The 26,775-nt window shown below is 42.8% G+C and carries 19 protein-coding genes and 3 pseudogenes; 9 read left to right on the top strand and 13 right to left on the bottom strand.

The annotated features are described in order from the left end of the window. Window positions 1-121: 121 nt before the first annotated feature. The gene (locus NSTCB13_RS02435; RefSeq protein WP_448271255.1) at window positions 122-3,139 is read right to left on the bottom strand and encodes a DUF1574 family protein; all 3,018 of its coding nucleotides are present in this window, start codon (window positions 3,137-3,139) and stop codon (window positions 122-124) included. Between the two features lie 491 nt (window positions 3,140-3,630). Here NSTCB13_RS02435 and NSTCB13_RS02430 point away from each other — a divergent pair, with 491 nt between their 5' ends. The 6 genes and pseudogenes from NSTCB13_RS02430 to NSTCB13_RS02405 all read left to right on the top strand — a co-directional run bounded on the left by NSTCB13_RS02430 (window position 3,631) and on the right by NSTCB13_RS02405 (window position 10,551). Next, window positions 3,631-3,885 (top strand): hypothetical protein, encoded by a 255-nt coding sequence (locus NSTCB13_RS02430; RefSeq protein ID WP_445629813.1) that lies wholly within the window; start codon window positions 3,631-3,633, stop codon window positions 3,883-3,885. Window positions 3,886-3,969: 84 nt separating this feature from the next. Beyond that, entirely contained in the window at window positions 3,970-7,098 is a 3,129-nt protein-coding gene (locus NSTCB13_RS02425; RefSeq protein WP_445629814.1) for a phosphoenolpyruvate carboxylase, read from the top strand. 184 nt (window positions 7,099-7,282) lie between these two features. Continuing rightward, window positions 7,283-7,537, top strand: a complete 255-nt coding sequence (locus tag NSTCB13_RS02420) for a hypothetical protein (RefSeq protein WP_445629815.1) — start codon at window positions 7,283-7,285, stop codon at window positions 7,535-7,537. Window positions 7,538-7,672: 135 nt separating this feature from the next. Beyond that, window positions 7,673-7,978, top strand: a complete 306-nt coding sequence (locus tag NSTCB13_RS02415) for a small RNA NsiR4-regulated ssr1528 family protein (RefSeq protein ID WP_448268555.1) — start codon at window positions 7,673-7,675, stop codon at window positions 7,976-7,978. Between the two features lie 245 nt (window positions 7,979-8,223). Next, window positions 8,224-9,196, top strand: a pseudogene (locus NSTCB13_RS02410) (aldo/keto reductase). A 560-nt stretch (window positions 9,197-9,756) separates the two neighbouring features. Beyond that, a complete protein-coding gene (locus NSTCB13_RS02405) occupies window positions 9,757-10,551 on the top strand; it encodes an LmeA family phospholipid-binding protein (protein ID WP_448271254.1) in 795 nt (264 codons plus the stop codon). 190 nt (window positions 10,552-10,741) lie between these two features. Here NSTCB13_RS02405 and NSTCB13_RS02400 read toward each other — a convergent pair. The 8 genes and pseudogenes from NSTCB13_RS02400 to NSTCB13_RS02365 form a co-directional block, all read right to left on the bottom strand. Then, a pseudogene (locus tag NSTCB13_RS02400) lies at window positions 10,742-12,134 on the bottom strand (UDP-glucose dehydrogenase family protein). A gap of 147 nt (window positions 12,135-12,281) precedes the next feature. Continuing rightward, window positions 12,282-13,232 carry a UDP-glucuronic acid decarboxylase family protein gene (locus NSTCB13_RS02395; protein ID WP_322689629.1) on the bottom strand — a complete coding sequence of 317 codons (951 nt, stop codon included), beginning with the start codon at window positions 13,230-13,232 and terminating at the stop codon, window positions 12,282-12,284. 494 nt (window positions 13,233-13,726) lie between these two features. Further along, window positions 13,727-15,866 (bottom strand): annotated as a pseudogene (locus tag NSTCB13_RS02390) (cation:proton antiporter domain-containing protein). Between the two features lie 148 nt (window positions 15,867-16,014). Continuing rightward, window positions 16,015-16,671 carry an HAS-barrel domain-containing protein gene (locus NSTCB13_RS02385; RefSeq protein ID WP_445629821.1) on the bottom strand — a complete coding sequence of 219 codons (657 nt, stop codon included), beginning with the start codon at window positions 16,669-16,671 and terminating at the stop codon, window positions 16,015-16,017. Between the two features lie 79 nt (window positions 16,672-16,750). Further along, window positions 16,751-16,948: an NAD(P)H dehydrogenase subunit NdhS gene (locus NSTCB13_RS02380; RefSeq protein ID WP_322694608.1), complete on the bottom strand. Its 198-nt coding sequence runs from the start codon at window positions 16,946-16,948 to the stop codon at window positions 16,751-16,753. Window positions 16,949-17,153: 205 nt separating this feature from the next. After that, entirely contained in the window at window positions 17,154-18,467 is a 1,314-nt protein-coding gene (rodA, locus tag NSTCB13_RS02375; RefSeq protein ID WP_445629822.1) for a rod shape-determining protein RodA, read from the bottom strand. A gap of 147 nt (window positions 18,468-18,614) precedes the next feature. After that, the gene (locus tag NSTCB13_RS02370) at window positions 18,615-19,685 is read right to left on the bottom strand and encodes an Mrp/NBP35 family ATP-binding protein (protein WP_322673259.1); all 1,071 of its coding nucleotides are present in this window, start codon (window positions 19,683-19,685) and stop codon (window positions 18,615-18,617) included. 312 nt (window positions 19,686-19,997) lie between these two features. Next, entirely contained in the window at window positions 19,998-20,522 is a 525-nt protein-coding gene (locus NSTCB13_RS02365; RefSeq protein WP_448271253.1) for an SRPBCC family protein, read from the bottom strand. A gap of 449 nt (window positions 20,523-20,971) precedes the next feature. Between NSTCB13_RS02365 and hemF the strand changes: the two genes are divergently transcribed. Next, window positions 20,972-22,012, top strand: a complete 1,041-nt coding sequence (gene hemF, locus NSTCB13_RS02360; protein ID WP_448271252.1) for an oxygen-dependent coproporphyrinogen oxidase — start codon at window positions 20,972-20,974, stop codon at window positions 22,010-22,012. A gap of 236 nt (window positions 22,013-22,248) precedes the next feature. Beyond that, a complete protein-coding gene (locus NSTCB13_RS02355) occupies window positions 22,249-22,617 on the top strand; it encodes an STAS domain-containing protein (protein ID WP_094351701.1) in 369 nt (122 codons plus the stop codon). A gap of 74 nt (window positions 22,618-22,691) precedes the next feature. Here NSTCB13_RS02355 and NSTCB13_RS02350 read toward each other — a convergent pair whose 3' ends face one another. After that, the gene (locus tag NSTCB13_RS02350) at window positions 22,692-23,297 is read right to left on the bottom strand and encodes a CpcT/CpeT family chromophore lyase (protein WP_448271251.1); all 606 of its coding nucleotides are present in this window, start codon (window positions 23,295-23,297) and stop codon (window positions 22,692-22,694) included. 209 nt (window positions 23,298-23,506) lie between these two features. On the opposite strand from NSTCB13_RS02350, the gene psb29 reads away from it, so the two are divergent. Then, a complete protein-coding gene (gene psb29, locus NSTCB13_RS02345; protein WP_448271250.1) occupies window positions 23,507-24,214 on the top strand; it encodes a photosystem II biogenesis protein Psp29 in 708 nt (235 codons plus the stop codon). Between the two features lie 82 nt (window positions 24,215-24,296). On the opposite strand, the gene NSTCB13_RS02340 is transcribed toward psb29, so the two are convergent. The 3 genes from NSTCB13_RS02340 to NSTCB13_RS02330 form a co-directional block, all read right to left on the bottom strand. Continuing rightward, the gene (locus tag NSTCB13_RS02340; protein WP_289798955.1) at window positions 24,297-24,659 is read right to left on the bottom strand and encodes a phage holin family protein; all 363 of its coding nucleotides are present in this window, start codon (window positions 24,657-24,659) and stop codon (window positions 24,297-24,299) included. Window positions 24,660-25,200: 541 nt separating this feature from the next. Then, window positions 25,201-25,884 (bottom strand): biopolymer transporter ExbD, encoded by a 684-nt coding sequence (locus NSTCB13_RS02335; RefSeq protein ID WP_448268551.1) that lies wholly within the window; start codon window positions 25,882-25,884, stop codon window positions 25,201-25,203. 42 nt (window positions 25,885-25,926) lie between these two features. Next, complete coding sequence (locus NSTCB13_RS02330; RefSeq protein WP_445629826.1) at window positions 25,927-26,655, bottom strand: MotA/TolQ/ExbB proton channel family protein; 729 nt, start codon at window positions 26,653-26,655, stop codon at window positions 25,927-25,929. Between the last annotated feature and the right edge of the window lie 120 nt (window positions 26,656-26,775).

Genomic DNA, 26,775 nt, shown 5'->3' with positions numbered 1-26,775 from the left:
CTACTCCTCTGCTCCTCGGTCACTGAGCGTTGGTCATTGAGCGTAGCCGAAATGAGTCGAAGTGCTGCTCCTCTGCTCCCCTGCCCCCTGCCCTCTGCTCTCTCATCCCCACTCCCACTCCCTACTTCACTGGCCAAGGAATCATCGGATCGTTAGCTAGCTTTTTCGATACTTCGTATGCACCAAACCGATTGAGGTGGCTAGGATCGGAAAAGAAATCATTTACTTTTGGCCACTGTTGACTCAAATCACGATAAATAAAGTTAGGATTAGTAGCCAAACGCAACATATATTGCTGAAATTGTTGCTCATATTGTTTACGCACTGGATCTAAATAATCTGCTGTCAGAGGCATATTGACAAATACTAAAGAGATTTTCTGAGACTGGGTAAACTGAAGCACTTCTTGAAAAGCAGTATCTTGCTGTCCTTCTACTTGGAAAGATTTATAGTCGTTGTCATAATTTCCGGGAACTCTAGAATGTTTTTGATAGTATCTCGCGGGATTAAAGCGAATCGACAAGGGTAGAAAGCCATCAAAGTCAACGGCTTGCTGGGAAATACTTTCATCTGAAGTACCGTCTGTCAACTGTTTTTGTGATACAACTGTTTGATTTTTACCAAATAAGAGCAGTTGTTTTTGCAGTAAACTTTTAATTTGGTCGCGGTTTTGATAGCTAGTAGAAACAGAGGCGAGAGCCTGATTTAATGACTGATTGACGGCTTCATAAGTACTAATTTCCTGTTTTTCTTCGTTTGTCTTTTGTTCTTCCGAATTGACTGTATTCTCTGGTAAATTATTGCTATTTGCAGTAGTTGCTGTTTTTTGGAATGCTTGCTTATAACCAACGGATGCCGCAAGCGATTTAAAGGTAATATCCTCGCGTCCACCGTTGAAAGCACGCGCCCCATCTGCCCAGATAATTATTTTGGGTAGTTCTGATGGTTCTAGTACGTGACGAATCACAAAGTCTACAACTTGTGCCGTAGCACCGTTGATCCCAAAGTTAAACACGTCAAGATTTGGATAGCCTTGAGTCGCTAAAGCTTTAGAAAGTGCTGCGGGATCTACTCCTCTGAGGGCGCGGGAGGAGCCAATAATCAATACATCTGGGGGACTACCAGTTCTAGCTAAACGCTGTTTATACAGTGCTAGTTGCTCGTCTAACTGCCTAACATTAAAACTTGGCATCTGCGATCGCGCTGCTAAAAGAATAGCTGTTGCGGTGGCTTTTCCCTTCAGTGGTGCGGCTGCCAAATTATTTTTTGGGGTATCATCGCTTTGAGTAAATTCCGAAGCATTAAATACAGAACTCTGATTTGGAGGAGATTTTGTCTTGGAAGTGCTGCTAAAAAATGTCGTTTTCTCACTCTGATTTTTTCCAGATGTCAAAGCTGCCTTTTGCTCAGAAGATGAAGATGGGAGGGTGGCACTAGCTACTTTTGACGAACTGGGCGTATTAAGTGCAATAATTCGACCCAATATCCAATCAGTTTGGAGGGTGAGCAATAATCCCAGTGTTCCCCAAACCAGAGCAATTTTAATTCCTTGAACATCATGGTTACGTTCCGCTGACTCGTTGCTTTCGGTAAATAGCTGGCTTTTCAACAAGAATTTTCTCGCAGTTGAACTCGCCGTTGCTATCCAATCTCGCGCTACTTCGGTTACAAAATTTTGAACTTCTTCTGTCGTTAAGTCTGGGCGCAAAATTGGTTCACTAGTCTCAGATGTTACTAAATCGTCAATGTATATAGAAGTAGCAGCAAATTCTGGGGTTGCTTCTGGTACTAAACGTTGGCGATGTTCAAGATCGACGCCATAATGCCAAAAAGGTTCTTTATTCCCAGCACGCCGACCGTAGATACGTACTCCCATGATACCGGAAATTTTTAACTGGCGGATAAACTGCGTAATTTTACTTGTTACTTGTTGTCGCTGTGGACAAACAGGTGCATCACACATAATGTGCAATAAACCATTTTTGTTCAGTAGAAGTACGCGAATTCCCCCTGTCAATAGTCGCCAATCCAAATCAGGATTGAGTAAGCGCTCTAGTAAAAATACGATCGCTGATTCATCGCCAGTATTTGCCAAATCAAGTGGTGATATGGCAAAAGCGGGATGGTTTGCTGCGGGTAAACTCAGCCAATCAACCCAAGTGGGTTCCTTGTCGCCTGCTTTTTGTCCGTATACGGTGGCGGCGAGAATGCCTTGAGGAGCGATCGCTTCTAGCTGCGGTAAAATCGCCTCTAAGCACGCTACCTTGTCTGGGATCGGGGCAGTTCCTAAAGGATCGAAAGCTGGGATACAAAAAATATGTAGCGTTGATTCTTTCAAAGAAACTTGGACGCCAACTTTTAATCCTGATAGAACTTCAGCTAATAATCGAGCGATCGCTTGGACATCTCCCCAACGCGCCCACTCCTTCAGCATCACCTCTGGTGGCGTCAAATCCACCCGCAGCAGCCAATCAGGGGCAGTTTCGCCGCTCACTTGAGAAACAATTACGGCATCTTGGTAGCCGGAAAGCTTGAGATAACGCAACTTTTGTGCTATGGGTTCAGCAAGCAACGATGCATCAGGGCTATAGCTTGACTGGCAAAATACCCACAGGCGATTTTCTTCTGGCTGAGAATTCTTGGGTTTATATAGCTTAATTTTTACCTGTACTGATACACCTAGCGTACTCAGAGTTTCACTCAGATATCGAGCGATCGCCTCTGGATTGCCTTGGCGTGCCAAACTTTCGTTAGAGACAATTAGCGCCCCACCCGATTGTTTTGATTTTTCCGAGTCTGCTAGCAGCGCTTGTTGCACCTGATCGAGATGCTTATCTATTTGATTGAGGTGAACCCGATGGCACCATGAGGGGCGGTGTTCCCCTTTTCTGCGGCCATAGACAAATACTTGATATATTGAGGTTTGTTCGCTGTTTGTGAGGATATCTAAGTTTGTTTGCTGTAGTGCTTGCAGCAAATCAGACAAAGTACGCCAACGCTGCGGACATTCTGTACCTTCACAAAGAATATGAAGGTCATTTCCCCGCAACCGGACTTTCACTCCGAAAGTGTTGATCCCTGTTGCTTGGCTTACCCATTGCACTAAGGATTGCTGGCGATCTGGTACTACTGTTTTCATGCTCAGTTAACTTTACAGGAAGCGATGGTTGGGGGATAGTGCCTGCACTTGTAAACTAGAACCATAGGTCTATCACACTCTGACGTTTTTTTTTAACAATTTTGTTACCTTCGTAGCTCACAAAATCGGACAAGATAGTCTTGTATAGGTTGCAAGTCTGACTAATGTTGAGTTTTGCGTTTATTTTACTAATAGGGAGTCAGAAATCAGAAGTTAGGAGTTAGTTAGGAGTTAAAAGTTAGGAGCCAGGAGTCAGAATAATTCTATATGACTGGCTGATGACTTGTCCTTTAAAGCGGGACTTGTGTTCCACTACGCTAATGCGCTTGATGGGCGAAACAAATAATAAGCTTATCTCATTAAACTCCCTCCCTTTATCGTTGGAGTCATCCTAACTCCTAACTCCTGTACAGACGCGATGAATCGCGTCTCTCCTAAAAGACGCGATAAATCGCGTCTCTACTCATAATTCCCATAACCAAAAATTAGCAATGCCTCCTACCAATCAACAGTCTTCACCTAAACCCACATCCAATCTGGATTTGTTTCCCATTCCTCAATCGCTCCTTTTACAAATAAGTACAGCGTCTATATTACTGCTACTGATTACTGGAAAAACCACAGTCAGAGCACTAAAAGCCATAGGAGAAGCTAGTGAAGAATTATTTCGAGGCGATCGCCTACCCAATCTAGATTTCCCCGATGAACGCGAAATCAATCAAGATGAGAAGATATACACCAAATAATTATTTGCTCAGGAACAACCCAGTGAGCATTAAGTGCAAAACCTAGAACCGTAAACAATAATTAGCTTTACAAGAATAGAGAATATGGGTTCCCTTTTATACTCTTCGTCTCAAACTGCTGATATATACCCGGTGTCGGAATTATTTTTGCGTCATCGTCTCCAGGTAGTGGAAGAATTGTGGGAGTCAGTTCTCCGGCAAGAATGCGGTCAAAATATGGTAGACTTGTTACGTGAGTTGCGCGATCTATGTTCGCCAGAGGGGCAAGCAACAAATGACCAAGCATCCTCAGCCGTCAAATTAATTGAACAATTAAATATCAATGAAGCAATTCGCGCGGCTCGTGCTTTCGCTCTGTATTTTCAGCTGATTAACATCATAGAGCAGGAATACGAACAACGGCAGCAATTGAGCCGTTATGAAGCAGAAACAGAGGCTATGGAGCCGGAAACACCGTCTAATGTTAACTATTCCTCCAATCAAAGAGAAGATGATGCGCCCGTTAGCAAGGGAATAGCAGCAGCCTTCCTCAAAAAGAATTATCTCGAAAAGGCGCAAGTCAAACCAAAAGGTACTTTTGCTGCCTTGTTTCCCTATTTATTCAAACTGAATGTACCACCCCAGCAAATTCAACGTCTAATTGCACATCTGGATGTGCGGTTAGTTTTTACAGCGCATCCGACGGAAATTGTTCGCCATACCATCCGAGATAAGCAGCGACAGGTGGTACAACTTTTGCAAAAACTGGATACCTTGGAAAATCACTCTGGGAGTACACCAGGAGCATATCCTTGGGAAGCAGTAGATGTCCGCGAACAATTGCTCGAAGAGATTCGCCTGTGGTGGCGTACAGATGAACTTCACCAGTTCAAACCCACAGTGCTAGATGAAGTAGATTATGCCCTGCACTACTTCCAAGAAGTTTTATTTGATGGCATTCCCCAACTGTATAAACGTTTCAAACACGCTCTATCCAATACCTTTCCTTGGCTTGAACCACCGAGTAAAAACTTTTGCTCTTTTGGCTCATGGGTAGGTTCAGACAGAGATGGAAACCCATCAGTCACACCTGAAATCACCTGGAAAACAGCTTGCTATCAGCGCAAAATGGTGATCGGGAGATATATTCAGTCAGTGAAAAATCTGATTGAATTGTTGAGTGTGTCGATGCACTGGAGTGATGTTTTACCAGACTTATTGGAATCTCTAGAATTGGATCAGTCGCAATTGAGTGAAGTCTACGATGCACTGGCACTGCGTTATCGACAAGAACCTTATCGGCTGAAACTGGCTTACGTACTGAAACGGCTGGAAAATACTCGCGATCGCAATCTCGCTTTGTACAATCGGGAAACGCCAACAAATCAAGACAGCCCCCTGTATCGTTCGGGTGCCGATTTTTTAGCAGAACTGCGAATGATTCAGCGCAACTTGACAGAAACAGGTTTAAGTTGTCGAGAATTAGAAAATCTGATTTGTCAGGTAGAAATTTTTGGCTTTAACTTGACACAGTTAGATATCCGCCAAGAATCATCTCGCCATGCCGATGCGCTCAATGAGATTCTGGAATACCTGCAAATATTACCTCAACCTTACAACGAACTATCCGAGGAGCAAAGAGTTACTTGGCTTACAGGCGAACTGCAAACCCGCAGACCATTAATTCCGGCAGAATTGCCATTTTCCGAAAAAACCAACGATGTAATTGAAACCTTTCGCGTCGTGCGATCGCTCCAACAAGAATTTGGTCTGAACATCTGCCAAACTTACATTATCAGTATGTGCCGCGACGTGAGCGACGTGCTGGAAGTATTGCTTTTAGCCAAAGAAGCCAGACTTTTTGACCCCGCCATTGCCGTCGGAACTATTCAAGTTATTCCCCTATTTGAGACAGTAGAAGATTTACAACGCTCCAGAAGCGTCATGCGAAAACTGTTTGAACTGCCGTTATATCGCGCTTTATTAGCCGGCGGCTACGAACAGACAAAAACAGAAGGTGCAGATGAAAATTCACCCTCCCCTGCCCCCCCTGCCTCCCCTGCTCCCACTTCGGCTACGCTCAGTGACCACCTGCTCCCTTGCTCCCCTGCCTCATCCATCACCCCCAACTTGCAAGAAGTAATGCTGGGGTATTCTGACAGCAACAAAGACTCTGGTTTTTTAAGCAGTAATTGGGAAATTCATAAAGCTCAAAAATCACTGCAACAAATAGCAGAAAACTACGATCTAAATTTGCGAATTTTCCACGGACGCGGCGGTTCTGTGGGACGGGGTGGGGGCCCTGCTTATGAAGCGATTTTGGCTCAACCAGGTCATAGTATCAATGGGCGAATCAAGATTACTGAACAAGGAGAAGTTTTAGCTTCCAAATATTCCTTGTTGGACTTGGCTTTGTACCATATGGAAACCATCACCACAGCTGTGATTCAAGCCAGCCTGTTACGGACAGGGTTTGATGATATTGAACCCTGGAATGAGATTATGGAAGAATTAGCAGTGCGATCGCGTCAACATTATCGAGCTTTAATCTACGAACAGCCTGATTTTGTTGATTTCTTCCACGAAGTAACCCCCATTGAAGAAATTAGTCAACTGCAAATTAGTTCCCGTCCCGCCCGTCGTCCATCTGGTAAAAAAGATTTAAGCAGTCTGCGAGCTATTCCTTGGGTATTTAGCTGGACGCAAACCCGCTTTTTACTTCCTTCCTGGTATGGCGTTGGCACAGCCTTACAAGAATTCCTGAACGCAGAACCAGAAGAACACTTGAAATTACTGCGCTACTTTTACGTTAAGTGGCCCTTTTTCAAGATGGTGATTTCTAAAGCCGAGATGACTTTGGCAAAAGTAGATATACAAATGGCACACCACTACGTCCAAGAACTCTCAAAACCAGAAGATCGACTTCGTTTTGCCAAGGTTTTTGACCAAATTGCTAGCGAGTTCTATCTGACAAGGGATTTGGTGTTAAAAATCACCGATCATAATCGACTGTTAGATGGCGATCCGATATTGCAACGATCTGTGCAGTTACGGAATGGGACAATTGTCCCCTTGGGATTTATCCAAGTTTCACTACTCAAGCGTCTACGGCAGTCCCAAAATACTACTGCTACTTCTGGAGTAATTCATTCTCGTTACAGCAAAGGCGAGTTACTGCGAGGAGCATTGTTAACTATTAATGGTATTGCTGCTGGAATGAGAAATACAGGTTGATTGGGAATAGGGCATTGGGCATGGGGAATAATGACCAATGACTAATAGACTTCTTGACATTGTGGGAAAAGGGTAAGGGGTAAAGGGTAAAGGTATAGAATTTTCCCAAACCCAGTAACCTTTAACCTTTGCCCAACATCTTGGCATTTGTTACTTTTGCAAGATGTCTAATGACTAATGACAAATGATAAAAAATAAAATTTTAATTTGCACTTTCTTGGCGCTGTCATCAGGTTTTTTTGGCGCTTACACTAGTGGGCAAATTACCATGATGCTCCATAGTCAAAAGTGTCAAAACCAACCTTGGGGTTTAAAGGAGATGTGCAACGCTTGGATAACACCAGGAGCAATATGGCAAGGTAGCACAACAGGGCTATGGACAGGCACTATCTTAGGAGCGTTTGTTGGTGGTGTGGTGACGCGACAAGCTCGTGATTAGTAGGGGCGCAAAGCTTTGCGCCCTTACAACAGATGTGGTTCAAATACATGAAAACTTCTGTAAACGTGAGTTCGGGCAACTTTGGTGTCAGTAAGGCTGGTAAAATCTACCCATAGCGAAGAAGAGTAAATCACTATGCCTACTGAAACTAACCCAGGGAATCAAACTACTACAGGAGCTGATGCGATTGATGAAGCGATCGCACAGGGAATTGATTTTGATGGTTCTCCCATTCCCCCTGCCAAGCTAGAACTTTATAGTAAAGTTATGGCGCTAGAAAGCAATAGACAGCGCAGTGGTGTATCTAATACCATGCGATCGCGCATTGTACGAATTGGCGCAAAACACATTCCCCAAGCAGAACTCGACCAATTACTTGTAGATGCTGGTTTTGCACCCCTAAAAGAAAAAGAAATTGCCTTTTTTTATAGTGGTAAGTAATTGTCGATATTGTACAACAGTTTTCATTTATTTGAACCAAATATGTTGTAGGGGTGCAGCAATGCTGTACCCTTAATTCTTTACCTCAAACATAGCAAATTGCCATCGATATTTTGGCTTCTTCAGTCATTTCCCGATCGGCTTGAAAAGTGTATCTTCAGCAAGATATTACCAACTTTCTCTTGTGTTTGAATTGGCAGATGGCTATATGTATTTAAGTAATAGCTGAAAGACTTGGAAAACTCATGTCAGAAACTACGTCAAATTCACAAATGCAATACCGAGTTATCGGTAGTACAGGAGAGAAAGTTTCCGCCATCGGATTGGGTGGTTGGCACATCGCCTTGAAGCATGTTGATGAGGAACTAGGTATCCGAATTGTTAGAACCGCGATCGATCGCGGCATAAACTTTATGGATAACAGTTGGGATTACAATGGTGGACTTAGCGAGATTCGTATGGGAAAAGCGCTAGGCGATGGCTATCGAGACAAAGTGTTCCTGATGACGAAAATCGATGGTCGCTCTAAAAAAGCAGCCGCAAAACAGCTAGACGAATCACTCCAACGCCTGCAAGTTGATTGCATCGATCTCGTTCAGCACCACGAAATCCTACGGCACGAAGACCCCGCATCGAGTTTTTCAGGAAGAAGGGGCGAATGCTGCCTTGATTGAGGCACGGAAAGCTGGCAAACTCCGATATATAGGTTTTACTGGGCATAAAGACCCCTATGTTCATCTGCATATGCTGGAAGTTGCAGCCACTAATGGGTTTAAATTTGATACAGTGCAGATGCCTCTCAATGTGATGGATGCCCACTACCGAAGCTTTGAAAAGCTGGTTGTGCCAGAGCTAGTTAAACAAAACATCGGCGTTCTGGGAATGAAAAGCTTGGCAAACGGTATTCTTTTACAGTCAAATACTGTAACGCCAATTGAATGTTTACACTATGCTTTGAATCTGCCCACATCGGTTGTAATTACCGGAATTGACAGCATGGAGATTCTAGAGCAAGCTTTTGAAGCAGTGCGGACGTTCCAGCCAATGAATAACGAGCAAGTGCGATCGCTCTTAGCAAAAACGGCAGAAGCGGCATCACGCGGCGAGTTTGAGCCTTTCAAAACCTCATCAATCTTCGATAGCACTGCCCAAAATCTAGATTGGCTGGGAGAAGAACCACAGTACCTCCAGCAATTGATGTCAGCAGCAAGAAAATAAACTCAATACCAATATATCTGAATTCTAGAAACTCGATTAATGAATTTCAAATTACAAAAACTATGGAGCGATCGCCACACAAACCATAACGAAAATTGCCAAAGGGCGTGAATATCTTGATCTGATTCTGGTTTTATGGTTTAAATAAATCCAGAATCATATCAAAATTAGCACGATTAATATTGCTAATGCGGTATTTAAGCGTATTCTAAGACCTCGCGCTCCGTGTGGAAACCATGAGGTTGAAGCTGACTCAGGAAGACTCAGGCTAACTTTATGTATTACTACAGTAGCAAAAATGTATTATAGTTTTATAAATGATACATTTTAACCATCTATAAAATACTACGCCACAGTAATCTCATTCTCTTAGGATTACTATTGTCATCAATGCTGCAACTTTCTCCCAAATAAGTCACACTAGTAATATTTAATACATATTTTATCAGTTATCAGCCATTCTATGCCTATCCATCAGCACAATTAATCACGGGATCGCTTGCTGTATTCTTCATGATTTGTTACAAAAGTACAAAGAACTTCTAGAGACCCAAAACCACATGTTCGGCGGACTTACTGGTTTACAAGATCCTAAAGGCACAGATTGGGGAGAGCGGATGCTCAACACAGTCGCCAGCCAAACGATTCGCCACCTGTTTAGCACGAGCGAGTCAGTAGAAGTCTTTGTGCGCTGCTATCCTTCCAGCAAGCTCTTACAAGGCAGCATTGATAGCTTCAAAATGAGCGGTCGTGGCTTGGTGATTCGGAGAGATTTCGCGGTTGAGGAGATGTCGTTTGAAACTGATGCGGTGGCCATTGACTTCGGTTCGGTTTTAAAGGGCAAACTTAGCCTTAAGCAACCTACTCAAGCGATCGCTCAAGTAATCTTATCAGAAGCAGGCATAAACCAAGCCTTTAATGCGGAACTGGTGAAAAAGCGCCTGCTTAACCTCACCGTACCATCACTGACAGAATTATCTGGCGGTGAACCAGTCTCCTTTACAGATGTCCAGATACAGCTATTGTCAGAAAATCGCTTACAGCTTCTAGCAAAAGCAGATTTAAATAATGGCGAACTTGTACCCCTGAGCATGATTTTAACTGTAGGTATTGAAAGACGGCGGCGAGTTTCTTTCAAAGATCCGAAAATTCAACTTGACCAAGTACCAGAAGCACAACGGGAAATCTCGCAAACCTTGAGCGTAGCGTTGGTAGAAATTTTAGATAATATGGTCGATTTGGATCGTTTTGACCTTGATGGAGTGAAAATGCGCCTCAACCGATTAGAAACTGAAGGTCAAAAAATTATTTTCAGTGGATATGCTGAAATTGAACGTATTCCAAATAGTCCTTAATCCCAAATTATAGGCAAAAAATTAAAGTAGAGTAATTTAAACAAATTAAATACCGCCTAGATGATTCTAGGCGGTAATTTAAATCTTTAGGTTTTGAAGAAAGTTAGGAGTTGTTAATTATAAATTGTAATTAATTTTTATTTATCACTCCTAACTCCTGTACAGACGCGATTAATCGCGTCTCTACTTTCTATCTTCCCACGCCTACATATTGGAATCCAGCGCGGATCATTGCTTCGGGGTCGAGGAAGTTACGACCATCAATGATAACGGGGTGGGCCATCAGTTTCGCCATCTTCACATAGTCCAGAGTGCTGAATTGCTGCCATTCGGTGACAAGTACTAAGGCATCACAGCCGTCAGCGAGTCTTTCGGCATCGGTTTCTACTAGCACACCAGAAAGTCCATGACGTAGACCTGTTTGGGAAACAATGGGGTCATAGGCTTTAACTTTAGCTCCCAGTCGGTTTAGCTGTTCAATTAGGTTGAGTGCTGGAGCGTCGCGCAAGTCGTCGGTATCGGGCTTAAAGGTCAGTCCGAGTAGTCCGACTGTTTTGCCTTTGAGAATTTTTAGAACTTGTTGGAGTTTTTCCAAAGCAATCAACCGCTGACGTTCGTTGACACTGACAGCAGATTTCAGTAGCTGGGCTTCATAACCATAGTCATCAGCAGTGTGAATCAGAGCGGAGACATCTTTGGGAAAACAAGAGCCACCCCAACCAATACCAGCTTGTAAAAACTTGTTACCAATACGGGAATCTAGACCGATACCTTTAGCTACTTGAGTAACATCAGCACCGACGCGATCGCAAATATTAGCAACTTCGTTAATAAAACTAATCTTAGTAGCTAAGAAGGCATTAGCGGCATATTTAATCATCTCTGCCGAACTCAGGGTCTGTTGCCAAAATTGGCACAGGGGGTAAAGATTGATCGTCAGCGTACTTGCGTTCCACAATTGGAGCATACAGCTGTTCCATTAAGGCTACTGCTCTTTGGCTATTGCCTCCTAATACAATGCGATCGGGGTTGAAGGTGTCGTGAACTGCCGAACCTTCGCGCAAAAACTCTGGATTGCTGACTACATCAAACTCGGCTACAAATTCAGGTAATTTCTCATCACTCGGCACTCCACCTGCGGGTATCAGTGTTTTCTGCCGCTCTGCAACACCATCTAGAACAAGCATCCGCACCCAGTCACCTGAACCAATGGGTACTGTAGATTTATTCACTATGACTTTATAACCACCGTTGAGATTTTCCCCAATCCCACGAGCTACAGCTTCGACGTAACGAGTATCACTTTCACCAGTGGGTAAAGGTGGCGTTCCTACAGCAATAAACAAAATTTCTCCGTGGGAAACTCCAGCAGCAAGATCGCTAGTAAAATGAATCTTCTCTGTTTGAATGGCAGACTGCATAATTTCTGAGAGTCCTGGCTCAAAAATTGGAGATTGCCCAGACTTCATTAACTTAACTTTTTCTTCGTTGTTGTCTACGCAAATTACATCATGCCCAATATGAGCCAAGCAAGCGCCTGTAACTAAACCAACGTAACCAGTACCAATAACGCAAACACGCATTTATTTAACTCCTCACTTTTTTGGGCTTAATTTTCAAAAAAAATTCTCAATTTTACACTTAGACACTTGGGAAAACTCAGCAACTAAATATACTAGCTACCGATGGGGTTAGCCTGGATGAAAATTTAGAGCGACGCTAGACGTAACTCAGGTGGTTGAATTATTGACATCGCTTTGAATGCGATCGCGAAAATCTTCTATTGTTAGTTTTAAACCTTCTTGTAGAGGAATGGTAGGTTCCCAATTTAACCAAGTTTTTGCCTTTGTGATATCAGGCTGGCGACGTCGGGGATCGTCCGAAGGTAGTGCCTCGAATTTAATCTGCGCGTCTGGATTAATCATATTTTGCACAGTTTGTGCCAATTGTAAAATCGTGTATTCACCAGGATTACCCAGGTTGACTGGGCCAATGTAGTCGCTATTCATTAGGCGGATGAATCCTTCTACCAAATCAGAAACGTAGCAGAAACTACGAGTTTGCGAACCATCACCGTACACGGTTAAAGGATTACCCTGCAAGGCTTGAACTATAAAGTTGCTCACCACCCGACCATCATTTTCTAACATTCTCGGCCCGTAGGTGTTGAAGATCCGCACAACTCGAATATCAACTTTATTTTGCCTGTAGTAATCAAATGCTAGAGTCTCAGCAATTCTTTTACCTTCGTCATAACATGAACGTATTCCAATGGGATTAACGCTACCTCTGTACTCTTCAGTTTGGGGATGAATTTCTGGATCTCCGTATACTTCACTAGTAGAAGCTAAGAAAAACCTTGCTTTCACACGTTTAGCTAGCCCCAACATATTTAGTGTTCCCATCACGTTAGTTTTAACAGTTTTAACTGGGTTGTACTGGTAATGTACTGGTGAAGCAGGACAAGCTAAATGATAAATTTGATCGACTTCTAACCGAATTGGTTCGGTAATATCGTGACGGATCAATTCAAAGTACGGATGGTCTAACCATTTCAAAATGTTGCGTTTATGACCAGTGTAAAAATTATCCAGGCATATTATTTCATGCCCAGCAGCCATTAGTCGGTCGATGAGATGGGAACCAATAAACCCAGCACCGCCCGTCACCAAAATTCTCATAGTTTCCCAGTTACTTACAAATATTTTCAGTAGCTATTGCGCTTACTTTTAGATTACCCACCTTGGGTACAAAAATACAAAACAAAAAAAAATAACAAGGCTCTATCAAAAATTGTTGTTGAACTTACCTATTTTTTCACAGTTGTAGTTTTGTTATATTTTTACCTGTTTTCTTAAGAATTCAATTAGCAAAATAACAAAAATTGTTTAAAAATTGTTTGTTATTCAACCGATCTTTATCAAATCTTCAAAAATATAAAGTATTTTTACGGTTCTTAAATTTTTATTTGGAGACCAAAAATTAGTCGAGATCGGGTTGACACTCGCGCTGCAAATATATGCAAATAATATAGATATAAATTCTTACAGCTGATTCATTTATTACTAATATTTTTAGAAATTTGATGCCTCCGGCGGTCACTGAAGCTCACTCGAAGTGCGGACTACGCTAACGCAGCCCAAGTCTACTTACCTGAACTGTATTCTGCCTTACATCATACAGCAGATGTAATGCTGCTAACCGTGGTAGGCAAAATTAAATTTGTGCTTTGAGTGCGTTGCGGTTCTCCAAGCATAATAATTGAGCATGTGAGTTGTCTGGCTAACTGGGTTGTGACATCGCTAATGGCTAACCCTCCAGGACTGGTACGATTACGTATAAAAGGTAAAACTACTAAATCATATAATCTTGCTGCCTGTAAAATCGCTTGGGCAACATTTTCGTGAGCGATGATTTGAATTTCTGGGGCATTGGCTAAAGCCAATTTAGATACCAATAAGGAGAGATGCGATCGCCTCCAAGCAATTTTACTAGAACTAGTGCGGCGATCGCACACATTCAGCACAGTAATGTGGCTCTGATTTGCCTCTGCTAGCATCTGGGCAAATTGTACAGGTTGTAATGTTGGTGCTGTTAAGTTTTCTATTGGTACTAAGATCCGCTGAATTTTTTTCGGTGATTCTACTAGACGTGTCACTGCTACTGGACAATGAGATGCCCAAAGCACACCATCAATCACATTCCCAAATAAACGCGCTCGTAACCCAGTCCGTTTACCCCAACCCATAACAATTAAATTAGCCTTTTGTTCGCGAGCTGCTCTGCTAATTCCTTGAGCAAAGGCATCATCAATTCGCAGCACTGGTTCTGCGGCTACGCCCAAAGCTCGACTTTGTGTCGTGGCTTTATTCAATAACCATTCACTCCGTTGTAGAGATGCTTCTAACTGGGGCGCATCCATGTGAGCAGCAGCAGTAGCGATCGCCAGGGGTATAATTTTGCCATGAGACTGACGTGCTAATAACGCTGCCATTTCAATCAAATACTGCTGGGTCTGAGGATTATATATAGGTACGACTATAGTAAAAGCATTGTCTGTTTCTAATGCCTTCTCCTCAGCTAGGGGTGGTGCTGGATCTTCATCTGGTGGGGAATTCAAACCAACAGCTATTCGACTGGTTATCAACGGCCCCAAGGTTGATGTGACGAGCATTAAAACAATCACACTATGTAATACTTCTACTGGCAACAACCCAGACTGATATCCTACTAAAGTTGCTGCTAACGTTGTACCAACCTGGGGTAGTGACAGCGACCACATCGTTAGCATTTCTTGCCATTTATAGCGGTAAACCAGTTTTGTCAACAAAGCTGCGATCAATTTACTGATAATCAAACCAACTACGATTAACAGCGTTAACTTGAGCGTGTTCAGATTGTTCGCAAAGGTAGGTAGATCGATCAGTAAGCCAAGGGTCTACAAAGAAAATGGGAATGAACAGCACACTGCCAATAAATACCACCTTTTCTTTGACTGGGCCTTCACCCACAGCTTCATTCACTGCCAAACCTGCTAAAAAAGCACCAACAATTTTTTCTACCCCAATCAATTGAGCGCCCACAGCTGCCAGAAACACAGAAAGCAACACAAATAAAAACTTGTTTCCTTCATCGTCTCCAGACCGTTTGAAAAATTCTTTGCCTGCCCAATCAAAGCCTGTGACAACGGCCACAGAGTAAATCATTAACCAACCAGACAAAGTGAGTAGTTTCGCAAAGCTAAATGCTTGAGTATGAGAGACAGCTACACAAATGGCTAATATTAGTACTACACCAATGTTTGTAAAAATCGTAGCTCCAATGGTGACAGTAACAGCTTCATTGCTTACCACTCCCAAACGGCTGATTATGGGGTATGCCAAAAGGGTATAGGAAGCGAATAAAGAGCCAACTAAGATTGAAGTATTCCAGCCATAGCCTAGAATCAGCCCTACTAAGGTTCCCATGAGTAGGGGTACACTGAAAGTAAAGCTAGCAAACCCAAAAGCACGACTTTTTTTCCGGCGAAACTGTTCTAAATCAATTTCTAGCCCAGCGACAAACAGCAAATAAATTAACCCAATGTCTGATAGTAGGTTAATCATGGGAGAGTCAGACTGAAAAAGATTCCAACCTGAAGGCCCAAGTACTAGCCCTGAAAAAACCAAACCCACTAATCCTGGTAATCTTAATCGCTCAAACATGATGGGTATAACTAAGATGACCACCAGCAAAATAGCAAAGGGAACAATTGGTTCTTTGCCAAGAACTTGGGAAGTTGGTTCCAGAACAAGAACTTGTGATACTAGTTCCATATATAGGAATTGAAGGGGCTATGGTAAAACAGCGATTACCTTGGGGGCGATCGCCCGATCAATAAGAATAAATAGGGAAGCCACCTGACAAAAAATCAAAAATCTTCTTAATTTACACTAACTAGGCAATTATTTAAGAATTAACTACCTACGGGTGGATTTGACTCAAAATGAACCGTAAGCGATCGTAGTCGTCTTTAAGTAGCACACTTAAGCTACGTCCAGCTTTAATTAGCCATTGTCGGTCAGCTTTGCGTAACTGGTATACATCTCGAATGGCAGCTGCGGTTAAAGACTCGATTGGCGCACCATTTATACACAGCAGTGTCCGTAAAAAATCTAATTCTTCAGTAAATTTAATGATAGCTTCTGGTTCACATCGATAAACAGCTTGATGAATTTGCGGGGGACGGGGTGGAAGATACTGATATACTCTTTGGTTATAACTTTGATTTTGCGAAGATAGTTCAAATCCCACGATCGCAGCCCGGAATTCTGTGCGGAGCATGGCAAATATTTGGGGTTGTTCTTCCCGTAAGTCTTGCAAGGACAACCCTAATGCTCTCGCTCTGTGTACGGAATCTATGGGCATGGTTGTGGCATAATACACTACAGCATAAATTTGATTGCCAGATTCTTCATCTATAGAACAGACCCAACTACCAAAGGGTGGCATCGAGGGAAAGCTTAAATCTTCTGGCTCTAAACACTGAGCTAAAAATTCAGTACTAGTAGTTTCAATCACCTCCGCAATGTGGTTCGGATGGCGATCGCCAGTGGCAAACTGTGGTAGGGGAAGGCGCATAGTAATTTAGTCATTAGTCATTCGTCATTAGTCATTAGTTTTTGCCAAATAACAAAGAACAAATGACTAATGACTAATCTTATTTGGCTTTTTTACGTCCGGCGGTGGTTTCTACGAGTTCCAATTCGCTCAGACGAAAGGTAACTAATTTATCCCAGTTACCACCTTCAAATAATATGGCTACTTTGCCATCACTCACCCGTTGCACGAGTCCTTCGTAGCGATAATAAGTATCTGCGGGATTCTTGACGCGAACAGTTGCTCCAGGCAGAATCATTTTTTTAGCCTCATTTGTTTCCTTTTAATAGCTTAATACTTGTTAATAGTCATTTGTCATTAGTCATTGGTCATTAGCAAAGGACATAGACGCGCCAGCGGTGAAGTAGCGCGGTCTTGGGGGTTTCCCCCATGAGCGACTGCTGAACCCGAAGGGCTTCCTGCAGGGTAGGACAAATGATCAATGACCAACAAGAAATGACGAATTAATAATACTTCTGTCTTTGTCGAAAATTTGCTACCGATTCTACTATTCCCAAGGAAATGAAGTTGGTGAGCATCGCAGAACGCCCATAACTCATCCAAGGTAGGGGAATTCCTGCCACAGGTGCTAAACCAACAGTCATGCCAATGTTGACAATCAGCTGAAACACAATCATGGACAAAACGCCAATAGCCAACAAAGAACCAAAGTTATCTTTGGCGGTTTGGGCAATATGCAGTAGACGGAAGCAAATTAAGCAGAAGACAAACAGTACTAACAAACAACCGACAAAACCAAATTCTTCCCCGACTGCGGAGAAAATAAAGTCTGTATGCTGTTCTGGTACAAAATTCAATTGCGTCATGGGCCCCTTGAACAGACCCCATCCCCAGATTTCACCAGCACCAATAGCAATGCGAGATTGGATTAAGTGATATCCAGCACCGAGTGGATCGTGATCGGGATTCATGAATACAGTTAATCGGTCTTTTTGATACTCTTTCAAAACATGGTTCCAGGCGAAGACTCCTAATTCGCCACCCAGTATATTGAGAGTCCACGCACCGATAGCACCTAAACCAAATTGACGCCAGGGAAGAGTTTGCCAGCCCACAATAGCCATTGCAACTGACCAAATTAATCCTAATGGGCCAAAAGATAGTTCTTTGAATAAAACTATTGGCTCTGTTAAAGGCCAAGAGATACTAAACAAAATGGCGGCAACCACCGGGGAAATCATCAGAATTAACCAGCCGGGGTTAGCATTTGCCCAGTAAAGCATTCCTAAGACGATCGCACCAAATACCAGTGATGTTGCTAAATCTGGCTGTAAAAATACTAGTCCCCAAGGTATAGCGGTGATTGCCAGAACGCGGAAAACACCTTCGAGGCTAGAAGCAGTCCGCCTGTGTAGCAAGGCTGCTAATGTGATAATCATGCCGACTTTGGCAAATTCTGAGGGTTGCACGTTAAAGCCGGCGACACTAATCCACCGTTGTGCCCCTTTGGCGCTAGTACCAGCAATCATCACGGCAATTAAACTGAAGTTCGTCAGTGTGTATGTTACCCAGTGCCACTGCATCAAGAGTTCGTAACGAATGCGAGATAAAAATAGGGCTATAAGCACGCCGATACCCGCCACCATCCAGTGCCACCACCAGTCAGTTACTGGCTGCTTCAGTTCCGTACTGAGAATCATCAGGCCACCAAAAATACTAACAGCAATCGGCAAACAAAAAAGTAGCCAATCTACATGCTGCCAGGGCTTAACCCAAGACTTCCAGCGAATTTTGGGGAGCGATCGTTTTAACAACATTGTGCCAGTTTAGACTTTAGCTTTAATTGTTGGGAATTGGTCAATAATCAATATTTATTCTTCCCCAATTTCTCTAATTCCTAACACCCAATTTCTAGTATTCCCAAGCTATAGCCCAGGAAGTAGATAGAAATATAAAATTTATAATTATGTCAAGGCAGCAACTGATACTTTACCAGCAATGGTAAGAGCGATCGCTGTTAATGCTTTTGCGGAAGCTGAATCTGGGTCGCCAACAACTATCGGTACACCGCTATCACCACCAACTCGCGTAGAAATCTCTAGCGGCACGCACCCCAACAGTGGTACTCCCAATTCAGCAGCTGTTTTGGAGCCACCACCGGAACCAAAGATGTCATATTGCTTATCTGGTCGATCGGGGGGGATAAAATAGCTCATATTTTCCACGATCCCCAATACTGGAACATTCATTTGCTGGAACATCCGCAATCCCTTGCGAGAATCTAACAAAGCTACGTTTTGCGGTGTAGTGACAATTACTGCTCCTGCCATCGGCACTGCTTGGGTTAAAGTTAACTGAGCATCTCCCGTACCTGGTGGCATATCTACAATCAAATAATCCAGTTCTCCCCATTGCACTTGATAGAGAAACTGGCGAATTACACCATTGAGCATAGGCCCCCGCCAAATTACTGGTTGATCTCGGTCAATCAAAAAGCCCATTGAAACTAATTTGACGCCGTGATTAAAAGCAGGTTCCAGGATTTCACCTGTTTCAGTAGAACGCACAGTAATTTGAGCATCAGACAAACCCAGCATGGTTGGGTCATTGGGCCCGTAAATATCAGCATCTAGCAAACCGACTTTCGCCCCAGTTTGGGCTAGAGCCACTGCTACATTCACTGCAACTGTACTTTTACCAACGCCACCTTTACCGCTGGAAACAGCAATGATATTTTTGACTCCAGAAATACCAGTGCGATCGGGTAAACTTTTTTGTTGTGGTGTTTCTGCCGTCACTTCTATGCTGACATCTGTCACGCCTGGAAGTTTTTTGACAGCTTTCTGACAGTCTTCGACAATAAATTCACGTAAAGGACAGGCAGGGGTGGTTAACACTAAAGTGAAACTAACCTTACCACCGTCAATTTTTACGTTGCGAATCATATTCAGTTCTACCAGACTTTTACGAAGTTCTGGGTCTTCCACTGGTCGCAAAATTTCTAAGACAGAGCGGGAATCGAGGACATCGTACATAAAAATTCAAAATTCAAAATGAATAAATACATTTGTGGGGAACATCTTAGCTATTAACTGGATGCCTTTTTAAGTAAGATCAGCTTAGTGTTATCACTGTTACTGTCGTGATAAAACTTAGCAAATTGCATTATTACCTAATAGAATCTTAACTTTCTTTGGGCATTGGGCATGAAGAAGAGACAAGGTAGACAAGGAAGAGGGGGAGACTTAGGAGAGATTTGTTCAATAATTCCCCTTTGTCCCTCTTAATCCCCTGCTCCTCTGCTCCCCTGCTCCCTTGCTCCCTTGCTTCTTCCCCAATCCCACTACCTAAAAATCAAAACAACTGTCATTAAGGGATTTTTTATTACCAGATACCGCAGGTAATGCCGTCTTTTCTACTGCCTCGACTAAAGATCGTGCAACTCTGTCTGCATAAGGACGGGATAAAGACCAAATCAGGGGTGATAACCAACCCCGTAACGTTACCGAATAAGATAAACAAGTACCACAAACTGTGGACTCTACTTGGTAAGTTACTCGTTCCTCTATTCCAGGAATCGCCATCACTCGGATACTCAGCATCTCTCTGTGATTGACGCGTTCCACAAAAATTCTGATGGGAATCGGCGAAAAGCGTGTTACAGCTTGAAAAATTAATCCTGGTTTGGGTACTAATCCGTGGGGAACATTAGTACTCTTCAGTTGTGGATGCCAAGAAACATCTGTTAAATCAACCACTTTTTGCCACAGTTCATCTACAGAAGCAGAACTAATCTCTCGATATGTCCACACCAGAGAAGCGCAAAACCGACGACGTTTGCGGTGGATGAATTTGGATAACCAACCTTGCATTTTCCTAATCCTCCTCCCTAGATACTTTCTGGTAACTCTGGTATGGTGTGCAACTACGAGCAATTGCTAAATTAAAACTTTCTCAAAAATGCCCTAAACATAGCAAGCCTCGATTCGATACAGACCCAAATAGCCGACATCAGCAATATGGCAAAAAAGTTCTGATTAGACCAGTCAAATCCTTGATACCTCAAGCTTAAGACTAAAATTTAGTCTTTATACCAGAATATTCCAATTAAGAATTTCAAAAAAAACTAATTCAATATACAAGCCTATACGCATTTGAGGGAAAATAACTCTAGTGATGCCCATCAATCGGATAAATGCTTAACCCAAGAAGAAAAAAGCGGGTTGGGCAAATAGAGCTAGATTGTTGGCGCGTGTTTCCCCCAAATTTTCAAATGAGAATTTGTGGCTTTCTGGAAATTGTAATTTAGGTTCGGGAATCTATGTTGACCAACTCGCAAACACCAACTGTAGAAGCAGAATCATCAAAGTCTTTGCCAGCAACTGACGCTCAGACTAGGGTCAGTCAGTTTATGAAACAACTGCAAGACGAAATTACCGAATCATTGGCAAAACTAGATGGTGTGGCTAAGTTTCATGAAGATAGTTGGGAACGCCCAGAAGGAGGAGGAGGGCGATCGCGCGTACTGCGAGAAGGTGCAATATTTGAACAAGCAGGTGTAAATTTTTCTGAAGTTTGGGGTTCCCATTTGCCAGCCTCAATTTTAGCTCAACGCCCGGAAGCAGCAGGGCATGGCTTTTATGCTACAGGCACTTCAATGGTATTACATCCTCACAATCCTTATGTGCCCACAGTTCATCTCAATTATCGCTACTTTGAAGCGGGGCCTGTGTGGTGGTTTGGTGGCGGTCTTGACTTAACACCTTATTATCCCTTTGCTGAAGATGCAGCACATTTACACAAAACATTAAAGCAAGCTTGCGACCAACACCACCCAGAGTATTACCCGGTGTTTAAGCGGTGGTGTGATGAATATTTCTACCTGAAGCATCGTGATGAGACACGGGGTGTCGGTGGTCTATTTTTTGATTACCAAGATGGCCAAGGTGCTTTATATCGAGGCCCAAATCCCAATGGGGAAGCTGCGATTTATAGCAACCAGGTGGGAACACCAGCAACCCGCAATTGGGAAGATTTGTTTGGCTTTGTACAAGACTGTGGCAGAGCATTTTTACCAGCCTACGTACCGATTGTAGAACGGCGACATAGGATAGAGTATGGCGATCGCCAACGGAATTTTCAACTCTACCGCCGGGGACGTTATGTAGAATTTAACTTAGTTTATGACCGAGGCACTATTTTTGGTCTACAAACCAATGGACGCACCGAATCAATCCTCATGTCCCTACCTCCCCTAGTGCGCTGGGAATACGGCTATCAACCCGAACCCAATTCCCCTGAAGCCGAGTTGTATGAAACCTTCCTTAAACCTCAAGATTGGATCAACTGGACACCCAAATAGTTCTGAGTGCTGAGTGTAAGAGTGAGGAGTTATGATAATTATCCCGTTCTCCCCCGACTCCCTCATCTCACTAATCTCTTCCACTCTCTACTATTTTGGTGAGTTATAACTACTAAAGTTAAGCACTTAGCCAAAACAGGTGACAAATTTAGCTATAGCTTGTTAATCTCAAGTGACAGCATTAGAAAATTCTGTCACTAGTTAATCTTAAAAGGAATGCCACGGGGAGGGCTTCAGTGATTCATATAGACCAAAAAACTTATACAACCCAAGACGGAAACACTGTTATCGTCTTGACACCATCAGGCCGTCTGGATATCACCACGGCTTGGCAATTTCGCCTGAAGTTACAAGAGTGTATTTCCAAACTCAGTCGCCATGTAGTTGTAAATTTGGCTCAGGTAAATTTTATTGATAGTTCTGGTCTTACATCTTTGGTAGCTGGAATGCGTGATGCTGATAAAGTCAAAGGCAGTTTCCGCATCTGCAATGTACATCCAGAAGCCAAACTCGTGTTTGAAGTGACGATGATGGATACTGTTTTTGAAATCTTTGAAACAGAAGAGGAAGCTTTAGAAGGTGTACCTCGTAGCATTGCTAGCTGAAAAAGAGTTAGGAGTAGAGACGCGATTAATCGCGTCTGTACAGGAGTTCATTCATAACTCAAGAACTCATAACTTTATCTTATTGAATACTGATTTCGCTTGGTGTAGCGATAAGGCCCCATAATCGCTCCCCAGGTTGCTTTTCCAGTTGCGGGATCGATTCCTTTGTCGTAGCTGTGAAATTCTGTCGCTGTAGCTGCAAAACCTAAAGAAACATGGATGCTATTGCCAAGATAAGTAAAGCTACAACGAGTCTCTGGTAGTGGGGTAGCGGTAAACTTATAGCGATCGCCAGCTAGTTTCTCCTGAGTAACTGTTAGGATACAACCTGGTAGTAAATCTAATTGTTCGGATGTCAGTGTGTTTAGTAGAGCTGGGTTATTACCTGCGCCTATTAATGCACCTGGATCTTGAGGCATATAATATTGAACTTCCACGGTTGCGTCAGAGTTGCTGCTTTGACGCAACCGGATAATTCGCTGGCGATAAGGTTTATCTAAGGTAAGAACGTTAGCCTGTTCGGCAAATAAGGTGATGCTATCTTCTGCGAACAGATTAACTGGTCTTTGCCACAGGCACAGGTGGACATACCAAACTGGTTCTGCTAAGGCTTGTTCTTGATTATCAAATTCACCAGCTAGGTACTCACCTAAAACAATTAACTGTGGCGAGAAGTTCATAAGTACAATAAATAAATCATTAAGGATAATAATTTTTGGCTAGTTTTTGAGGAGAAAAGGCCCGATCTCCTGTAGCTATCAGTTTATAAAATACTTCTAATGTGTATATATTGTAAATGAAACCATCACCCGCTAAAAGCTCAACTTGGCAAAGTAGCCTTTAAGCGAGAAAATAAAGATACGTCGCCCTTAACATTTCTTTTTTATTTGTGAATAACGTCCGTACAGTCTCTGATACAAAGCGAACTTTCTACAATCTTCACACCCGTCCGATCAATACTATTTATCGTCGGGTAGTAGAAGAATTGATGGTGGAAATGCATCTGCTGTCAGTAAATATCGATTTTAGCTACAATCCAATTTATGCCTTGGGTGTCGTCACTACTTTTGATCGCTTCATGGAAGGCTATCAACCAGAACGGGATCGAGAATCAATTTTTAACGCCTTATGTCAGGCTATAGAACAAGATCCGCAACAATATCGACAAGATGCCCAGAGATTGCAAGCTGTAGCTAAAGGTTTGCCAGTTAAAGATTTAATTAGATGGCTGGGTCAAACTACTTACTTAGATAGAGATGCTGACTTGCAAGCAACCCTACAAGCGATCGCCAATAATCCTAACTTTAAATACAACCGTTTGTTCGCAATTGGTGTATTTTCGCTATTAGAACAGTCAGATCCCGAATTAGTCAAAGACGAAAAGCAACTCACTGAGGCGCTAAAAGCGATCGCTGCTGGCTTGCACCTCTCTGATGACAAACTCAACAAGGATTTGGAGTTATACCGTTCTAACCTAGATAAAATGGCGCAAGCGCTAGTAGTGATGGCAGATATCCTCTCAGCCGATCGCAAAAAACGCGAGCAACGCAAACAACAATCAACTACCCCAGTTGCTCCCCCAAGTTCCAACGAATAGTCAGAATTTGGCAGTGATAAGTTAGGAGTTATGAGTGAGGAATTGTTAATAACTCCTAACTCCTAACTCCTAAATATTAGCTTTATACGCCCAATATTTTGTAGATTAAGCTGTTAATTATAGTCAGCGTAAATGCCCCAATAACAGCACTCCAAATCCCGTAACGTAAGCGAAAGCCCTCTACTAACCAAGCAGCAATACTAAAACAAACCACGGCAATCATAAATGTGAAAATGCCAGATAATAAGTCTAAAGTGAGTAGATTTGGTACTGCAAAAATGAGGCTTAAAATTGGTCTAACTATTGCTGTCACGATACCAAGCACTGCGGCAGAAAGAAACGCTTTACCAGGAGTATCAATTTCAACTCCCAAAGGCAACTTACTAATTATCAACAAGCTGATAGCTGTTACGACCCAAACAATTAAAAGCGTTACGATATTCATGCCACAACCCCTGATACTAATTAGTAATTTGTAATTCGTAATTCAGACACACTGAAATACGCTTAATAGAAGCGTTTTTCAATCTGTTAACTTATTTAGACATCCTTCCCCAATTTGGTATGAAATGTAGATGGTAATTGGTGATAAATTGCTCAGTCTATAGGTGGAAAATTCTTTAAATCTCAACCAATTATTTGTAAATTAGCAGTTTTTTTTTATCTAGCCGAGATTTATTCTAGATATCTTTAGGTTTGGGAAAAGACTTGCAGAGGAAGTGATGAATGGGGGAGCAGGGAAGCAGCACTTCTCTGGGAGACGCTCCGCGAACGACTCATTTCGGCTACGCTCAATGACCAACGCTCAGTGACCGAGGAGCAGGAGAGCAGGAGATAAGGGGGAAAAAGGGGAATTATTGAACAAATCTCTCCCAAGTCTCCCCCTCTTTCTTGTCTACCTTGTCTACCTTGTCTCTTCTTCATACCCAACCTTACCGCTTATCCCCAGAGGGAACCCCACCATCCCCAATTCCCCTTTCCCTATTTCATCTTTTAAGAGGAGGTTGGGTTTGTTTGGGTGCTACAGGCGCTTGAGGCGCAGGTGAGTTAGGAACCACGGGAGAAATACCAGGATTGATGCCTTGCCCAGCTGGAGGCTGAGTGATGCTAGGAAAGGGTACAGAATTAGGTGCTAAGGGGAATTTTGGGGTAATATTTCCTTCGGGATTGATTCCTGGTACTGCACCAGTTCCAGGATTGATTGGGAAAGAGGGGACAGTAGGCTGGTTAGGTGAGTTTATGGATGGTTGAGATGGGCCAGGAATAATTCCCAAAGAAACGCGATCGCCCCCTACTTGTCGTAGCAAATCTAATGTTTCAATCACATCGTTGTAAGTTGCTGTACGCGAAGCATTCAGCACGACAACGGCATTAGGGTTTGCTTGGAGATACTGTTTTAAACTCTGTCTCAAATCTTCCTGTTTTACAGGCTGTTTTTCTATGTAAGTATTGCCTACAGCATCGATGGTCACAATCACACTTCCACTCTGTGACGTTATTCCAGAGACTGTACTAGGGCTGGCTTTAGGCAAATCAACATTTATTGCCTGTTGCCGTGTAAATTGTAAAGCCGCTAATAAAAAAAATGTCAGGATACAAAAAACGACATCAATTAAAGGGATGATTTGAATTTGGACTTCTTCAATTGGAGTATGTAGATTAACTTTCATGTCTTACTCACAAACCTGGTTTGGGGATTGAATTATTGACTATTAATTAGGTGTATTCGGGGGTTCAGGAGGTTCAGAAACTCTAGTCTTTCCTGGCTTGCGGGGTGGAGTGAAATTTTCTGCCACAATTGCTGATGTCCTATTGCTAAAGTCAGGAGGAGACTGGCGATAGAGCAATTCCATCTCATTCCCTGCCTTCCGAAAAACTTTGACTTGGTTGACTACAAAACTTTGAAATAGACGGTAAAATACCAAACTAATGATGGCAACTATTAGCCCACTTGCCGTACTAATTAAGGATTCACCAATACCAGTAGTCACCCCAGCGGTAGATTCAGTTCCCAAATCGCCAATCCGAATTGAGCGCAGAGAGTGGATTAAACCCAAAACTGTACCCAACAATCCTAGCAACGGCGCTAGAGCAATCACGGCTTCTAAAAGTTTTTCGCCCCGCCGCATCCCAGCTAATTCGTCTTCTGCCGTAGCCTCCAGTGCTAGTCGAAAAGTTTCCGCATCACTTTTGGCAAAACGTAGAGGGGCGTAGAGAAAACGCCCAACAGGCTGATGGCTTGCTTCTCTTGCTATGTCCGCAGCTACTTCCCAATTATCCTGGGCAGCATCCAAGACGCGATCGACTATTTGCTTTTCCTGAGTCAAAATTCGCAACCAGAACCATATACGCTCGAAAATCACACTCAAAGCTAGAATCGACAGAATGAGTAAAGGCCACATCGCTGGCCCACCCTTGTAAAACAAATCTAAAATATCCACCGTTTAAATTTCCTCGCTCCACGACTAAAGCAAATGTGTTAAGGCATTTTAATTCTAGAGATTAATGCAAAATGAGGGACTTCCAAAATATAAATTTCTCGAAAACCTAAAAAAACAGTG

The sequence above is a fragment of the Nostoc sp. DSM 114160 genome (genome assembly GCF_053470305.1).
The sequence above is the reverse complement of the archived record's forward strand: the minus strand, read 5'-3'. Positions and strand labels throughout refer to the sequence as shown.

Excerpts from the sequence above, each read along its gene's own strand:
- NSTCB13_RS02435 (WP_448271255.1), bottom strand. The coding sequence starts at position 3,139 with ATGAAAACAGTAGTACCAGATCGCCAGCAATCCTTAGTGCAATGGGTA.
- NSTCB13_RS02430 (WP_445629813.1), top strand. The coding sequence starts at position 3,631 with ATGCCTCCTACCAATCAACAGTCTTCACCTAAACCCACATCCAATCTG.
- NSTCB13_RS02425 (WP_445629814.1), top strand. The coding sequence starts at position 3,970 with ATGGGTTCCCTTTTATACTCTTCGTCTCAAACTGCTGATATATACCCG.
- NSTCB13_RS02420 (WP_445629815.1), top strand. The coding sequence starts at position 7,283 with ATGATAAAAAATAAAATTTTAATTTGCACTTTCTTGGCGCTGTCATCA.
- NSTCB13_RS02415 (WP_448268555.1), top strand. The coding sequence starts at position 7,673 with ATGCCTACTGAAACTAACCCAGGGAATCAAACTACTACAGGAGCTGAT.
- NSTCB13_RS02405 (WP_448271254.1), top strand. The coding sequence starts at position 9,757 with ATGTTCGGCGGACTTACTGGTTTACAAGATCCTAAAGGCACAGATTGG.
- NSTCB13_RS02395 (WP_322689629.1), bottom strand. The coding sequence starts at position 13,232 with ATGAGAATTTTGGTGACGGGCGGTGCTGGGTTTATTGGTTCCCATCTC.
- NSTCB13_RS02385 (WP_445629821.1), bottom strand. The coding sequence starts at position 16,671 with ATGCGCCTTCCCCTACCACAGTTTGCCACTGGCGATCGCCATCCGAAC.
- NSTCB13_RS02380 (WP_322694608.1), bottom strand. The coding sequence starts at position 16,948 with ATGATTCTGCCTGGAGCAACTGTTCGCGTCAAGAATCCCGCAGATACT.
- rodA (WP_445629822.1), bottom strand. The coding sequence starts at position 18,467 with ATGTTGTTAAAACGATCGCTCCCCAAAATTCGCTGGAAGTCTTGGGTT.
- NSTCB13_RS02370 (WP_322673259.1), bottom strand. The coding sequence starts at position 19,685 with ATGTACGATGTCCTCGATTCCCGCTCTGTCTTAGAAATTTTGCGACCA.
- NSTCB13_RS02365 (WP_448271253.1), bottom strand. The coding sequence starts at position 20,522 with ATGCAAGGTTGGTTATCCAAATTCATCCACCGCAAACGTCGTCGGTTT.
- hemF (WP_448271252.1), top strand. The coding sequence starts at position 20,972 with ATGTTGACCAACTCGCAAACACCAACTGTAGAAGCAGAATCATCAAAG.
- NSTCB13_RS02350 (WP_448271251.1), bottom strand. The coding sequence starts at position 23,297 with ATGAACTTCTCGCCACAGTTAATTGTTTTAGGTGAGTACCTAGCTGGT.
- NSTCB13_RS02340 (WP_289798955.1), bottom strand. The coding sequence starts at position 24,659 with ATGAATATCGTAACGCTTTTAATTGTTTGGGTCGTAACAGCTATCAGC.
- NSTCB13_RS02335 (WP_448268551.1), bottom strand. The coding sequence starts at position 25,884 with ATGAAAGTTAATCTACATACTCCAATTGAAGAAGTCCAAATTCAAATC.